At 68.7% G+C, this 13,792-nt stretch carries 12 protein-coding genes; 6 read left to right on the top strand and 6 right to left on the bottom strand.

Annotated features, from left to right (window positions below; all coding sequences use genetic code 11):
• Positions 1-5 precede the first annotated feature (5 nt).
• The 4 genes from mhpA to VK92_RS09030 are packed head-to-tail and all read right to left on the bottom strand — an operon-like array spanning position 6 to position 3,979.
• Positions 6-1,673 carry a bifunctional 3-(3-hydroxy-phenyl)propionate/3-hydroxycinnamic acid hydroxylase MhpA gene (gene mhpA, locus VK92_RS09045; protein ID WP_048025956.1) on the bottom strand — a complete coding sequence of 556 codons (1,668 nt, stop codon included), beginning with the start codon at positions 1,671-1,673 and terminating at the stop codon, positions 6-8.
• Positions 1,674-1,723: 50 nt separating this feature from the next.
• The gene (locus tag VK92_RS09040; RefSeq protein ID WP_048025875.1) at positions 1,724-2,791 is read right to left on the bottom strand and encodes a maleylacetate reductase; all 1,068 of its coding nucleotides are present in this window, start codon (positions 2,789-2,791) and stop codon (positions 1,724-1,726) included.
• Between the two features lie 7 nt (positions 2,792-2,798).
• Positions 2,799-3,101 (bottom strand): Dabb family protein, encoded by a 303-nt coding sequence (locus tag VK92_RS09035; protein WP_048025876.1) that lies wholly within the window; start codon positions 3,099-3,101, stop codon positions 2,799-2,801.
• On the bottom strand, positions 3,098-3,979 hold the full coding sequence (locus tag VK92_RS09030; protein ID WP_048025877.1) for an intradiol ring-cleavage dioxygenase: 882 nt from the start codon (positions 3,977-3,979) through the stop codon (positions 3,098-3,100). Before VK92_RS09030 ends, VK92_RS09035 begins: the two co-directional genes overlap by 4 nt.
• 117 nt (positions 3,980-4,096) lie before the next feature.
• Between VK92_RS09030 and VK92_RS09025 the strand changes: the two genes are divergently transcribed.
• The 6 genes from VK92_RS09025 to VK92_RS09000 all read left to right on the top strand — a co-directional run bounded on the left by VK92_RS09025 (position 4,097) and on the right by VK92_RS09000 (position 11,524).
• Positions 4,097-5,020: a LysR family transcriptional regulator gene (locus VK92_RS09025; RefSeq protein ID WP_048025879.1), complete on the top strand. Its 924-nt coding sequence runs from the start codon at positions 4,097-4,099 to the stop codon at positions 5,018-5,020.
• 162 nt (positions 5,021-5,182) lie between these two features.
• Complete coding sequence (locus tag VK92_RS09020; RefSeq protein WP_048025881.1) at positions 5,183-6,091, top strand: SphA family protein; 909 nt, start codon at positions 5,183-5,185, stop codon at positions 6,089-6,091.
• Positions 6,092-6,586: 495 nt separating this feature from the next.
• Positions 6,587-8,677, top strand: coding sequence for a TonB-dependent receptor (locus tag VK92_RS09015; RefSeq protein WP_048025882.1), 2,091 nt, complete (start codon positions 6,587-6,589; stop codon positions 8,675-8,677).
• Between the two features lie 29 nt (positions 8,678-8,706).
• Positions 8,707-9,474, top strand: coding sequence for an ABC transporter ATP-binding protein (locus tag VK92_RS09010; RefSeq protein ID WP_059627677.1), 768 nt, complete (start codon positions 8,707-8,709; stop codon positions 9,472-9,474).
• A complete protein-coding gene (locus VK92_RS09005) occupies positions 9,471-10,487 on the top strand; it encodes an ABC transporter substrate-binding protein (protein ID WP_048025883.1) in 1,017 nt (338 codons plus the stop codon). The genes VK92_RS09010 and VK92_RS09005 overlap by 4 nt, the downstream gene beginning before the upstream one ends.
• Positions 10,484-11,524 carry a FecCD family ABC transporter permease gene (locus VK92_RS09000; RefSeq protein ID WP_048025885.1) on the top strand — a complete coding sequence of 347 codons (1,041 nt, stop codon included), beginning with the start codon at positions 10,484-10,486 and terminating at the stop codon, positions 11,522-11,524. Before VK92_RS09005 ends, VK92_RS09000 begins: the two co-directional genes overlap by 4 nt.
• Positions 11,525-11,578: 54 nt before the next feature.
• On the opposite strand, the gene VK92_RS08995 is transcribed toward VK92_RS09000, so the two are convergent.
• Together VK92_RS08995 and VK92_RS08990 are read right to left on the bottom strand one after the other, a co-directional pair.
• Positions 11,579-12,955, bottom strand: a complete 1,377-nt coding sequence (locus VK92_RS08995; RefSeq protein WP_048025887.1) for an ATP-binding protein — start codon at positions 12,953-12,955, stop codon at positions 11,579-11,581.
• On the bottom strand, positions 12,956-13,681 hold the full coding sequence (locus tag VK92_RS08990; RefSeq protein WP_021157221.1) for a response regulator: 726 nt from the start codon (positions 13,679-13,681) through the stop codon (positions 12,956-12,958).
• Positions 13,682-13,792: the final 111 nt, after the last annotated feature.

Raw genomic sequence — 13,792 nt, 5'->3', positions numbered from 1 at the left:
CTCCTTCACGATGCGTGGGTGACGGCTGCCGAAGCCGCCGAAGCCGCGGCAGGCTCGCTCGAAACGGCGGACCAGTGCAGTGTGTCGCGCAGCGCGTCGACGAGCGCGCCGAGATCGCACAGGTCGCTTACCGAACCGAACACGATGAAATCGGGCCGCTTGATATACGCGGCGATGCCGTGCGCGTGCATGAACGCGTGCTGCTCGCCGTCGAGATCGACCACGGCATCCGGCGCGCACACGTCGTCGGCCAGCACGGCCACGTGACAGCCGAGCTGCGCGAGGAATGCGCGCTGCGCGTCGTCGAGATGGCGGGCAGGGTGCGCGCGCGTGACGAGCTGGAAACCCTGGCCGACCACGTCGTCGAAACGGCCCTCGGCCGCGCCGCGCCTCGCGCGGCCTTGCGGGGCCGGTGCGCCCGTCGTCGGCAGCAGCGTGCCGTCGGCTTGCGCGTGCACGATGCCGTGGCCGAGCTTGGGGAACGGCGGCATCGGCGGCATGTTGCCGGAGCGGAACGCCGCGTCCCGTTCGGCGACCTTGCGCGGATCGTCCTCGTTGACGACCTGCCCGAGAAACAGCGACATCTGCGTGATCGCCGTCACGTGCGGGCGGCGCTCGGCTTCGTAGGTGTCGAGCAGGTCGGCGGACGCGCGCCCGGTCAGCACCAGGTCGAGCTTCCACGCGAGGTTGATGCCGTCGCGCATGCCGGAGCACGCGCCTTGTCCCATGTACGGCATCATCGTGTGCGCCGCATCGCCTGCGAGCAGCACGCGGCCCGCGCGCCAGCGTTCGGCCATCCGCGTCTCGAACGTGTAGACGACGTGCCGCAGCAGCTTCAGGTCGTCCGGGCCGTAGCCGTAGTGGTCGTTGAGCCACTTCCAGCCGGCTTCTTCCGTTTCCCATTCGGCCGTCGATTCGTTCGGCAGCACGCGCAGCTCGAAACGCGTGCGCTTCGTGCCGATCGGCATGTGCATGTACGCGCGCGCCGGATCGCAGTAGATCGTCGTGCGCGCGCAGCCGTCGCCGAGATCGCGCTTGTTTTCCGAATCGAGATTGAGCCAGCGTTCGTTGTAGCCGAAATCGGAGCGTTCGATGCCGAGCGTGCGGCGCACGAGGCTGTTCGCGCCGTCGGCGCCGATCACGTAGCGCGCACGAAAAACGCGCGGCCTGTCGGTCCATTGCGCGTCCTGGACGCAGCGGGACGGATGCGCGGTCAGCGTCACGCCGTCGTCGTCCTGCTGCAGCGTATCGACTTCCCAGCCGCGCAGGATCGTCACGTTCCTGAAGGCGCTGGCGCGTGCATCGATCGCGTCCTCGATGTCGGGCTGGTAGATCGAGATGTGCGCGGGATAACCGCATGCGCGACCGGTCCAGTTCAGTTCGAGCAGCAGGTCGCCGTTCGCGTCGCAGTAGTGATAGGTGTCGACTGCCTTCGCGTTGCGCAGCGCGTGATCGACGTCGGCACTGGCTTGCACGATGCGCGCGGTTTCGCCATCGATGTGCGTGAGGCGCGGCAGGCCGTAGGGCGTCGGCCAGCGTTCGAGGACGATCACGCGATGGCCGGCGCGGCCCAGCATCGATGCGGCGACGAGGCCGGTCGGGCCGTAGCCGACGATCGCGACGTCGCAGTGTTCGGCGGTGCTGTCGCCGTGCGCGCTCGATTCGGTATTCATGTGGGGTGTCTCCATGACTGTGGCGTTTGTTGGTTTGTCGTGTGTTCGATTCAGCGCGCGGTCGTGCCGGGCAGGTTGCCGTCGAACGCGTCCTGCAGCAGCGCGCGCAGGCCGTCGCGTTCGATCGGGCGAGGGTTCCAGTACGGGTTGGCGGCCGCGAGATCGGCCGCGCGATCGAGATCGGCTTCCTGCATGCCGATCGCCTTCAACGAGACGGGCGCGCCGTTGTCGAGCGCCAGTGCATAGAGGCCGCGCGCCGCGTCGTTCGTGCCGATCGCGCGGGCGATGCGCTGCATCGCATCCGGCGCGTGCGCCGCGTTGTACGCGAGCGCATGCGGCAGCACGACCGTATGGGTCGGCGCGTGCGGCAGGTTGAAGCTGCCGCCGAGCGTATGACAGAGCTTGTGGTGCAGCGCCATGCCGACGTTGCCGAGCACCATCCCGCACAGCCACGCGCCGTAAAGCGCGTCGCCGCGTGCGCCGAGATCGGCGGTGTCGCGACGCACGCCGGGCAGGCCGCGCGCCAGCGCGCGAATCCCTTCTTCGGCGACGAGGCTCATCACCGGGTTCGCGTTGTTCGCGTAGAGACCTTCCGCTGCGTGCGCGATCGCATTGAGCCCGCTCGTCACGGACAGCTCGACGGGCAGCGTGACGGTGAGCGCGGGATCGTAGATCACCGTTTTCGGCAGGACGCGCGCGTCGGAGCCCGTGCGCTTGATGCCGTCTTCCGTCAGGCCGTAGATCGGGGTCATCTCGCTGCCCGCATACGTCGTCGGGATGGCGAGGATAGGCAGGCTGCTTTCGAGCGCGATCGCCTTGCCGAGGCCGATCGTCGAGCCGCCGCCGATCGCGATCGCGCAATCCGCGCCGCACGACCGGGCGAACGCCTGCGCATCGCGGGCGATTTCGATCGGCACGTGCATCGTCGCGCGATCGTACAACCCTGCCGCGCGCGCACCGAGCCGCTCGACGATGTATTGCGCGAGGTCGCGCTGCTCCGGCGTGCAGAGTACTAGCGCACGCTGCGCGCCCAGTTCCAGCACTTCGCGTTCGAGATGGTCGAGGCTGCCTGCACCGAAGATCACGCGTGCGGGGCGTGCCTGGTAAATGAAATTCATGTCGTCGTCACTCCATTGCGTAGTCGACCTGGTGGCGCGCGATGCGCAGGCCGGCCAGTGTGTCGCGTACGCGTGCGTGTTCAGGATGCGTCGTGTATCCGTCGAGCGCTTCGCGCGACTCGAATTCGGCGACGAGTATCAGGTCGCACGCGTAATCGGCCGCGCTGAAATCCGCGCCGACCTCGAGGTGCGTCATGCCTGGAATCCGGCCGCGCAGGCTTTCGAATGCACGCTTCACGCTGGCGCGTGCCGCCGCGCGTTCGCTGTCGGTTTCGCCTGCGACGTTCCACATCACGACGTGCCGGATCATGCGCCGCGCCCGGCGGGATTGAGCACGAAGTCGTAATCGAGCGTGTAGAACGGCGTGTCCATGCGCGAACCGTCCGGCGCGATGCCGGGCGCGTGCCGCACCCAGTCGGCGACGAGCGTCGACCGTACGCCGAATACCGCGTCGGAGTCGAGATAACGATCGCCGTCGCGAAACACGTGCGTGATCAGCGTTTCGTAACCGCGCGCCGCGATCATGAAGTGCAGGTGCGCCGGGCGCCACGGATGACGGCCGAGCGCGTCGAGCATGGCGCCGACGGGGCCGTCGTGCGGAATCGGATACGGTTCGGCGAGGATCGAGCGGAACGCGTAACGGCCGTCGGCGCCGGTGCGCAGCCGGCCGCGCGCGCGATGCGTGACCGAACCGTCGTCGGCCGGAAGCTGGACGTCGTAGTGCCCGTCCTCGTCGGCTTGCCAGACTTCCAGCGACGCGTGCGCGACCGGCATGCCGTCGATGCCGCGCACGTGGCCGGATACGAAACAGGGCTCGCCGCATGCGCCGTTCGCGATGTCGTCGAACATCGCGAACTCGGGGCTGCCGTCGACATAGAACGGGCCGAATACGGTCGCCTCCGTGCAGCCGGCCGGCTTCGCATGGTTCTGCGCGGTGACGAGGGTCGACAGCCCGAGCACGTCGGAAAGCAGGATGAATTCCTGGCGCTTGTCGTCGGTAATGTGGCCGACCGCGGTCAGGAAGCCGATCGCGGCTTGCCATTCGGCCTCGGTGAGCTTCGTCTCCCGCGCAAACGAATGCAGGTGCTGGACGAGACTGGTCATGACCGTGCGCAACCGCTCGTCGCGACAGCCGGAGAGCGATGCGATCACGGCCTGCGTGATGGTGTCTTCGTTGAGATTGCGCATGGGGTTGTCTCCTGATGTCGTTGGATGGCGCGTTGACGTAACATTAATTCCTCCCCGGATCGTAAAAAAGATGGTTTGGAGGAGTTTTGTTCTCCGCCAAGTGGAAGAATCCAACGCATGGACAAGTGGACGCAGATCGAATTTTTCGTGCAGGTCGCCGAGCTGGGGAGCCTGTCGAAGGCCGCCGAGCGGCTCGGCATGTCGAGCGCGGCGGCGAGCCGCTGCCTGAATGCGCTGGAGGAGCGGCTGGGGGCGCGGCTCGTCGAGCGGACTACGCGCCGCCTGTGGCTGACCGACGCGGGGCACGAATACCACCGGCGCTGTGTCGCAATCCTGACGGAGCTGTCGGAGGCCGATGCGGCCGTCAACGAAACGAGCGTCAATCCGGCCGGCACGCTGCGCGTGACCGCTTCCGTATCGTTCGCGTCGATCTATATCGCACCGGCGTTGCCGGAGTTTCACCGGCGCTACCCGAACCTGAACGTGCAGATCATCGCGGCGAACCGCTACCCGGATTTCATCGAGGCGGGCATCGACGTGGCGATCCGCACGCGCGAGCATGAAGCGGATTCGGGCATCACCGTGCGCAAGCTCGCCGAGACACGGCGCGTGCTGGCCGCGTCGCCCGGATATCTGGCGAAGCACGGCGCGCCGGCGACACCCGATGCGCTGTGCGACCACCGGTTGCTGGTCTACAACCTCGCGAACGATCCGTACGCGCTGCATTTCCGCCGCGGCGCGAAGAAGCAGTCGGTCACGATCAAGAGCGTGCTCGATGCGAACGAAGGGCAGGTGATCCGCGCGGCGGCGCTTGCCGGGCTCGGCATCCTGATCCAGCCGCTCTACATCATCCACGAGGATATCGTCGCGGGGAAGCTGGTGCCGGTGCTCACCGACTGGCAACTGCCGGCACTCACCGTCAACATCGCGTACCAGAGCCGCCGTCACCAGCCGGCGAAGATCCGTGTCTTCACCGAATTCCTGATCGAGCGTTTCGAACGCCTCGGGCTCGCGCGCAAATGGAAGGAAGTCGGCCGCTGATCGCGGGTCGTTGCCGCGCCGCCGCGCATTTCTCCGTGTAACGAAGAACTGTTCTCCTGAACGTCGTCTTTTTCGCCGCTGTCGTGCGCTTTACATTGCGTCTCCCCGGGCCTGCGATGCCCGGCCCGCGATGACACGATAACAATCCGGTCTGGAGACGACATGAAATTCACCTTGCGACGGGTACCCTTGGCATTCCTGATCGCCGGCGCCATGCAGGTTCCGGCGTCGGCCACGGAGAACGGGCAGATCAGCTATCCGTTCGGCGTCAACACCGTGCTGAACGGGCTGCTTCCGCCGCCCGGCAACACGCAGTACTTCAACTACGCGCTGTACTCGGTATCGAACCGGTTTGCCGGGCCGGACGGCGGCGGCGCGGTGCCGGGGTTCCACCTGAGCGTCGTCGCGGAAACGCCGCGCGTGGTTCACACCTGGGGCGCGACGTTCGGGCCGTTCTCGCTGTCGAGCAGCGCGATCGTGCCGATCGTGCACCTGCACCTGTCGACGCCGGTCGGTACGGGAAACCGCACGTCGCTCGGTGACGTGATCCTCGAGCCGTTCATGATCAACTACGCGAACGCATCGAAGACCTTCTTCGCGTTCTTCTCACCGTCGTTCGCGGTGCCGAGCGGCGCGTATGCGGCGAACCGGATCGCGAACACGGGGTTGAACACGTATGCGTTCCTGCCGTACGTCAGCACGACCTGGTTTCCGGGCCGCGACTGGGAGATCTCGACGACCACGCTGCTGGAGCTGAATTCGCCGAACCATGCGACGCGGTACCACTCGGGTGCGGTGGCCGTGCTCGATTACCTGGTCGGCTATTCGATCGACCGGCGCGTGCAGGTCGGCGTGCAGGGCACGTTCCTGAAGCAGTTCACCGACGATACGCAGGACGGCATCAAGGTCGCGTCGGACGGTTTTCGCGGGCAGTCGGTCGCGATCGGCCCGCAGCTGCGTTACATGTGGGGGCCGGCGTCGGGCGTGGTCGTGAAATACCAGCACGAATTCGCGGTGCGCAACCGGCCGCAGGGCGACAAGCTGTGGGTGCAGTTCAGTTTTCCGATCTAGGCGGCGACGTTGCGCCGGCCGGTCGCGGCGCGCGTCATGGGCGCGAGTGGCCGGTCGACGAGGGCCGGCGCGCTGTTGCGATTGCGTTTGCATCGCGGCGTCGAAACCGGCATGCCTCGGGCAACTGCCTTTCCGGCGGCCGACGCGGTCGTGTCGTCGACACGTGAGCCGGAGTACCGGCCGATTTATCCAGGGATGCTGCCGCTGCGACCCGTCGCGGGTCCCAGCCGCGAGCCGGGCGTACTGACCCACGAATCCTGACAAAACCCTGACGGAATAAATTGATATAACGTATCATCCGACGTTTGGATCGACGGCCGTCCGAGGCTGTCGGGCAAGCCACGTGCGACGAAACCACACGAAGACCGATACGAAGTGACGAAGACGAAACACAGGCGGGCGCGCGACGCGCGGCTGCACGCCGGCTCGCGCCGGTACGACGGGGGATGGCGCTCGCGTGCCGCGTATGGTTGCGCAACCTGGGTGGGGTGTGCGATGGCGACGTCCGCCGCGCTTGCCGCGGAAGCGGCCGCATCTGCATCCGACGACCGCCATGCGCTGCCGGCGATCAACGTCAGCGCGCGATCCGTACCGGCCGACCCGCTGACCCGACCGCTCGAGACGGGCTCGCGACTCGGGCTGGCAAGTCTCGATACGCCGGCAAGCGTCGAGTCGGTCACGGCCGGCACGATCGAGGCGCGCGGCGATCGCACGGTGCTCGATGCGGTGACGCGCACCGCGGGGTTCGCGAGCGCGATGGCGCCCGGTACCGGCGGCACCGCCTTGAGCGTGCGCGGTTTCAGCGGGCAGGAATCCGTGATGACGCTGCTCGACGGCGTGCGGCTGATGCCGGCGGCCGGCACGATCACCTTTCCGTTCGACACGTGGTCGGTCGAGCGCATCGAGGTGCTGCGCGGCCCGGCGTCGGTGCTGTATGGCGAAGGAGCGATCGGCGGCGTCGTCAACGTGGTGCCGAAGCGGCCGCAGCGCACGCGCGAGACGACGCTGCAGGCCGGCGTCGGCGCCGACGGCGCGAAGCGCTTTGCGTTCGATACGACGGGCGCGCTCGGCCCGCGGTTGTCGTATCGCTTCTACGTGAGCGATGCACGCGCGAACGGCCTCGCCGAGCGGGCCGATACGCATACGACGGCCGTCGGCGGCGCGCTGAAATTCGACGTGAGCCCGAAGCTCACGTTGACACTCGACTTCGACTACGGCCGCCAGATGCCGGCGACCTACCATGGCGTGCCGGCACCGAACGGCGTGCTCGATCCGTCGCTGCGCAAGCTCAACTACAACGTCGGCGATGCGACGATTGCCTACTACGACCAGTGGACGCGCCTGTCGGCCCGCTACCGGCCGACGGCCGGCGTGACGATCGACAACCAGCTCTACTACCTGACGTCGAACCGCCACTGGCGCAATGCCGAATCGTACGCGCTCGACACCGCGACGGGTCTCGTCACGCGCAGTGACTATCTCGACATCGGCCATCACCAGCGGCAGATCGGCGATCGGCTGAGCGCACGCTTCGACGGCACGCTGTTCGGCCGCGCGAACCGTTTCGTCGTCGGCACGGAATTCAGCCAGGTCACGTTCAGTGGTACCAACAATTCGCCGTATGGCGGCGAATCGACGGTGCCCGCGCACGGTTTCGATCCCGGCGTGTTCACGAGCCCCGACCCGACGGTGCCGCAGTTCAGCACGCGGGCACGGCAGGCGGCGGTGTTCGCCGAGAACCGGCTCGACGTGCTGCCGCGGCTCGCGTGGGTGAGCGGCCTGCGCTACGACCACATCGCGTTCAGCCGCGAGCAGGCCGCGACCGGCGCCGGCTTCGACAAGCGCTTCGCGAACGTCGGCTGGCGCACGGGCTTCGTGTTCGAAGTCGCGCCGACGCTCAGCGCGTATGCGCAGTACACGACGGGCGCGGAAGGGCTCGGGTCGCTGTTGACGCTGTCCGCGTCGCAGGCGAACTACCGGCTTGCCACCGGCGAACAGTGGGAGGCCGGCGTCAAGCAGACGCTGCTCGACGGCCGCGCCTACTGGACCTTCGCCGTGTACGACATCACGAAGCGCAACCTGCTCAGCACCGATCCGTTCAATCCCGCGCTGCGCCAGCAGGTCGGCCGGCAATCGTCGCGCGGCATCGAGCTGACGGGCGGCGCGCGGCTGCCTCACGGCTGGACGGTCGACGCGAACGTCGCGCTGCTGCGCGCGCGTTATGACGAGTTCAGCCAGAAGGTCGGCAGCGCGACGGTGTCGCGCGCCGGCAATGCGCCGGCCAACGTGCCGCAGCAGACGGCGAACCTGTGGTTTGGCTGGGCATTTGCCGAGCGCTGGCAGGCGAATGCGGGCATGCGTTACGTCGGCGCGACGTACGGCGACGACGCGAACCGCATACAGGTGCCGTCGTACACGGTGTTCGATGCGTCGCTGCGCTGGCAGCCGACGGCGCGCACCGAGCTTGCGCTGTACCTGCGCAATCTCGCGAACCGCACGTACGCGGTGACGACGTCGAACGGCGGCGAGCAATGGCTGCTCGGCCCGTCGCGCTCGGCGGAGCTCGTCGCGACGATGCGCTTCTAGTGCGGCGCGGCGAGCCTCCCGTGGCGCACATGCTCGACATCGAACGCGTGAGCTGGTCTCCCGGCGGTGCGATCGCCGTGCTCGATTCGGTGACGCTGAGCGTGGCCGACGGCGAGTTCGTCGGGCTGGTCGGCCCGAACGGCAGCGGCAAGACGAGCCTGCTGCGCTGCGTGTTCCGTTACGCACGGCCCGATGCGGGCCGTGTCGCGCTCGACGCGCAGGACGTGTGGCGCATGCGGCCGCGCGCGGTCGCGCAGCGCATCGCGGTGCTGCAGCAGGAGACGCCCGACGATTTCGGGCTGACGGTCGACGAGCTGGTCGGCATGGGGCGCACGCCGCACAAGCGGCCGTTCGACGCGGAGACGGCGGACGATCGCCGGATCGTCGAATCCGCACTGCACGACGTCGGCCTCGTCGAGCGCCGCGCGCAACGCTTCGCGTCGCTGTCGGGCGGCGAGAAGCAGCGCGCGCTGCTGGCTCGTGCGCTCGCGCAGCAGCCCGAACTGCTGCTGCTCGACGAACCGACCAACCATCTCGACCTGCGCCATCAGCTCGAACTGCTCGCACGTGTGCGGCGCCTCGGCATCGCGACGCTCGCCACGATTCACGATCTCAATCTCGCGGCCGCGTATTGCGACCGGCTCCACGTGCTCGCGCACGGCAGGGTCGTCGCATCGGGCGCGCCGGCCGACGTGCTGACCGACGCGCTGCTGCGCGACGTGTTCGGCGTCGTCGCGCTCGTCGATCGCCATCCGGTCACGGGCCGGCCGCGCATCACGCCGCTTCATCCGGAATGACCGCCATGCTGTTTCCCGTCCTGCCCTCCGCGTTGCAGTCTGCGTCGTCGTCCGCATTCCGCCGGCTGGTTGCCGCGACTCTGCTCGGCTGCGCGGCCGCGCATGCGGGTGCCTATCCCGTCACCGTGCGCAGTTGCGATCGCGACGTGACGTTCGACCGCGCGCCGACGCGCGCGGTGAGCAACGACGTGAACCTGACCGAGATGATGCTCGTGCTCGGCCTGAAGGACCGGCTCGTCGGCTACACCGGCATCGGCGGCTGGAAGACGGGCACCGCGCGCGTGCGCGACGCGCTGCGCGGCGTGCCCGAACTCGCGAGCCAGTATCCGTCGCTCGAGGTGCTCGCGGCCGCGCGTGCCGACTTCTATCTGGCGGGCTGGAACTACGGGATGCATGTCGGCGGTGCGGTGACGCCGGCGACCCTCGCGCCGTTCGGCATCCGGACGTACGAGCTGACCGAATCGTGCTCGCACGTGATGAAGCAGACGGCCGCGTCGTTCGCCGACGTGTTCCGCGACCTGAACAATCTCGGCCGGATCTTCGGTGTCGACGCGCGCGCCGCGCAGGTCGTGGCCGCGATGCGCGCGCGTCTCGCGGCGGTGTCGCGCGCGATCGGGCGTCCGGCGCCGCTGCGCGTGTTCGTCTACGACAGCGGCACCGACAAGCCGATGACGGCCGGCGCGCTCGCGATGCCGACCGCGCTGCTGACGGCGGCCGGGGCGCGCAACGTGATGGCCGACCTGCCGCGCAGCTGGACGCAGGTGAGCTGGGAAAGCGTGGTGGCGCGCGATCCGCAGGTAATCGTGATCGTCGATTATTCGGCCGTGACGGCCGCGCAGAAGCAGCAGTTCCTGCTGAGCCAGCCGTCGCTCGCGCGCGTGGCCGCCATTCGCGACCGGCGCTTCATCGTGATTCCCTACGATGCGGCGACGCCGGGCCCCGAGAACGTCGCGGCTGTCGAGACGCTGGCGCGCGCGCTGTATCCGGCCGCGTTCGCCGGGCCGGCGCGATGAGCAGGCACGTGCGTGCTTCGCGGCCCGGCATGCGCACGGTGCTGCCGGCGCTCGCGCTGCTGCTGGTCGTGTCGATCGTCGTATCGGCCGCGTTCGGCCCGGCGCCGATCGCGATGCCGGCCGCGGTGCGGATCGTCGCCGCGCACATCGTGCCGGCGTTCGGCGAGGCCGGCGCGTTCGCGGCGGCGGCGGGCGACGACAGCATCGTCTGGCTGATCCGGATGCCGCGCGCGCTGCTCGCCGCGATCGTCGGCGCGACGCTGGCAGCGGTGGGCGTCGCGTTGCAGGCGGCGACCGCGAACCGCCTGGCCGATCCGCACCTGCTCGGCGTGAGCGCGGGCGCGATGCTCGGCGCCGTCGCGGTCACCGTGCTGGCCGGTGCGGCACTCGGCCCGTTCACGCTGTCGGCTGCCGCCTTCGCCGGCGCGCTCGCGGCGACGGCCTGCGTCATCGCGCTCGCTTACCGGCGCGGCCGGCTCGAATCGGACCGGCTGCTGCTCGCGGGCGTATCGGTGTCGTTCATGATGGCCGCGTTCGGCAACCTGCTGCTGTATCTCGGCGATCAGCGCGCCGCGTCGTCGGTGCTGTTCTGGATGCTCGGCGGCGTCGGGCTCGCGCGCTGGGATCTGCTGCCGGTGCCGGCCGTGTGCGCGACGCTTGCCGGCGGCGCGCTGTACGCGCGCCGGCGCGAACTGAATGCGCTGATGTCGGGCGACGTGGCCGCGGCCGCGCTCGGGGTGCCGAGCGCGCGGATGCGGCGCGAGGTGTTCGTCGTCGCGTCGTTCGCGACCGGTGCGATGGTGGCGGTGAGCGGGGCGATCGGCTTCGTCGGGCTCGTGACGCCGCATCTGTGCCGCCGCGTCGTCGGTGCCGAGCACGGCAGGCTGCTGCCGGTTGCCGCGCTGACCGGCGCGATCCTGCTCGTGTGGGCCGATGTGGCGGCCCGCACGCTCGCGGCGCCGGAGGATCTGCCGATCGGGATCGTGACCGCGATGTTCGGCAGCCTGTTCTTCGTCGCGCTGTTGCGCCGCCGCTGAGCGACGCGTGTGCAGCGGGGGCGGGCGCTCAGGTGAGGGTGCCTGCGGCGCGCGTCATTGCCGCGGGACGGCCATGCTCGTGCCGCGGCCGGATGCGTCGCCCTGCGCGACGGTATCCGGCACGTCGAACAGGTTGTCCGGCAGCGTCCGCACGGGCAGTGTGATCACGAAGCGTGCGCCGCCGAGCGGTGAATCCTCGAGCCGCACGTCGCCGCCGTGCACCAGTGCAACGCGTCTCACGATCGCGAGCCCGAGCCCGAAGCCGCCGGTCTGCCGGTCGCGGCTGGAGTCGAGCCGCTGGAACGGTTCGAATACGCGGGCGCGTTCGGCGGCCGGAATGCCGGGGCCGTCGTCGTCGACGCTCAGCACGAGCGCGCCGGACGCGTCGCGTGCGGCGGCGAGCAGCACGGTGCGGGATGCATAGCGTGCACCGTTGCGGATCAGGTTCAGCAACGCGCGGGCAACCAGCTTCGGGTCGCACACGTGGGTCGCGGGGGCTCCGAGCGTCGATACGTCGAGCGAGATGCCGCGATCGGCGACATCGTTCGAGACGTTGCCGGCGACGCTATCGATCAACGCGTCGACGACGACTTCCATCGGCGCGAGCTGGCTCGCGCCCTGTTCGAGCCGGCCGATCGTCAGCAGCTCGGTGACGAGCTCGTCGAGTTCGCGCACGTCGCGGCGCAGCGCGTCGCGGCGTTCGCGCATCCGGCCCGTTTCATCCGGCTCGGCGAGCAGCGCGAGGCCGAACTCGAGCCGCGCGAGCGGCGTCTTCAGTTCGTGCGAGATGCCGTGCATCATTTCGCGCTGCTGCTTGATCGACGCCTCGATGCGCTCGGCCATGTCGTTGAACTGTTGCGACAGTTCGTCGATGTTCGACTTGCCCGACAGCTTCACGCGCGTCGACAGCGTGCCGGAGCCGAATGCGCGTGCGGCGTCCTGCAGCTTGCGCAGGTCGCGCCAGTGATAGTGAACCCACAGCACCACCGCGAGCAGTGCGCTGAGCGCGAGCAGCATGTATGCATAGATCTTGATGTCGAGGCTGAATGCTTCGATCGGCCGCGCATGCAGTACCGAACCATCCGCGAGCGGCATGTAGTAATCCTTGCGGTCGTAGCTGATCGAGATTCGGCCGGCGTCGAGATCGCGCAGCGGCTCGCCGCTCAATTGCGCGCGGGCGGTGGCCATCGGCATGAAGTCGAACCTTTCGTTGCCGTGTTTCGCGAGCTCGCGCAGCGCGAACTTGCGCTGCTCGCCCGGGTGGCGTTCGAGGTAATCGTTGAGCACGAACGCGTAGGTCGTCAACGACTCCCGCTCCGCCTGCGCGGTGCGATCGTAGAAGATCCGGTCGAACGACAGCTGGACGAAGATGATCGACGCGGCGACGAACAGGATCACGACGAGGTACAGCCTGATCAACGGACGCAGCATTTATTCGTCCCACGCGGAAGGGCTGAACAGGTAGCCGCGGCCCCAGATCGTCTTGATCTTGTGCGGCTCCGACGACGCATCCTCGAAGCGGCGGCGCAGCTTCGAGATGCCGGAATCGACCGAGCGGTCGAGTCCGTCGAACTCGATCCCGCGCAGCTGCTTCAGGATGTCGTCTCGGCTCAGCACGGTGCCGGCCGCGCGCGCGAGGATCAGCAGCAGGTTGAATTCGGCAGTCTTGAGGTCGACCGGCTCGCCGCGCCAGGTCACGGTGCGGTTCGGCGGCGAGATCGCCAGCTCGCCGAACACGAGCGCTTCGGGGGCGGCCACGGGCGTGTCGGCGGCGGCCGGCTGCGCACGGCGCAGCAGCGCGCGGGCGCGCGCGACCAGCACGCGCGGCTCGATCGGCTTCGTCACGTAGTCGTCGGCGCCCGTCTCGAGGCCCGCGACCTGGTCGTAGACGTCCAGGCGCGCGGTCAGGATCAGCACGGGGACGTTGGTGAACGCGCGGATGCGCCGGCAGACTTCCATGCCGTCGAGGTTCGGCAGCATCAGGTCGAGTATCACGAGGGCCGGCTGGTGCTCGCGCACCGCCGCGACGGCGAGGTCGCCGCGCCGCACGACCGTCACCGCGAATTCATAGCCGTCGAGGTATTCGCGGACGAGCTGCGCCAGGCGGTCGTCGTCTTCGATCAGCAGTACGCGGTATTTGAGTGGATCTTCGTTCATGGTCTCCTCTTGACGCACGCGTCAACTCACGCCCCGGCAAGCCGGTGCGTGGCGCGGCACGCGAATTCTATCCGGCGCGCCGAAGGCCGGGGGAGCGGGGCGACAATCTCG

It is taken from the genome of Burkholderia sp. LK4 (genome assembly GCF_001043615.1).
GTDB classification, from domain to species: domain Bacteria; phylum Pseudomonadota; class Gammaproteobacteria; order Burkholderiales; family Burkholderiaceae; genus Burkholderia; species Burkholderia cepacia.
This window is presented reverse-complemented; position numbering and strand designations above follow the sequence as displayed.

Coding starts and splice junctions, on each gene's coding strand:
- VK92_RS09010 (WP_059627677.1), top strand. CDS start 8,707: ATGCTCGACATCGAACGCGTGAGCTGGTCTCCCGGCGGTGCGATCGCC.
- VK92_RS09020 (WP_048025881.1), top strand. CDS start 5,183: ATGAAATTCACCTTGCGACGGGTACCCTTGGCATTCCTGATCGCCGGC.
- VK92_RS09005 (WP_048025883.1), top strand. CDS start 9,471: ATGACCGCCATGCTGTTTCCCGTCCTGCCCTCCGCGTTGCAGTCTGCG.
- VK92_RS09040 (WP_048025875.1), bottom strand. CDS start 2,791: ATGAATTTCATTTACCAGGCACGCCCCGCACGCGTGATCTTCGGTGCA.
- VK92_RS08990 (WP_021157221.1), bottom strand. CDS start 13,681: ATGAACGAAGATCCACTCAAATACCGCGTACTGCTGATCGAAGACGAC.
- VK92_RS09015 (WP_048025882.1), top strand. CDS start 6,587: ATGGCGACGTCCGCCGCGCTTGCCGCGGAAGCGGCCGCATCTGCATCC.
- VK92_RS09030 (WP_048025877.1), bottom strand. CDS start 3,979: ATGCGCAATCTCAACGAAGACACCATCACGCAGGCCGTGATCGCATCG.
- VK92_RS09000 (WP_048025885.1), top strand. CDS start 10,484: ATGAGCAGGCACGTGCGTGCTTCGCGGCCCGGCATGCGCACGGTGCTG.
- VK92_RS08995 (WP_048025887.1), bottom strand. CDS start 12,955: ATGCTGCGTCCGTTGATCAGGCTGTACCTCGTCGTGATCCTGTTCGTC.
- VK92_RS09035 (WP_048025876.1), bottom strand. CDS start 3,101: ATGATCCGGCACGTCGTGATGTGGAACGTCGCAGGCGAAACCGACAGC.
- VK92_RS09025 (WP_048025879.1), top strand. CDS start 4,097: ATGGACAAGTGGACGCAGATCGAATTTTTCGTGCAGGTCGCCGAGCTG.
- mhpA (WP_048025956.1), bottom strand. CDS start 1,673: ATGAATACCGAATCGAGCGCGCACGGCGACAGCACCGCCGAACACTGC.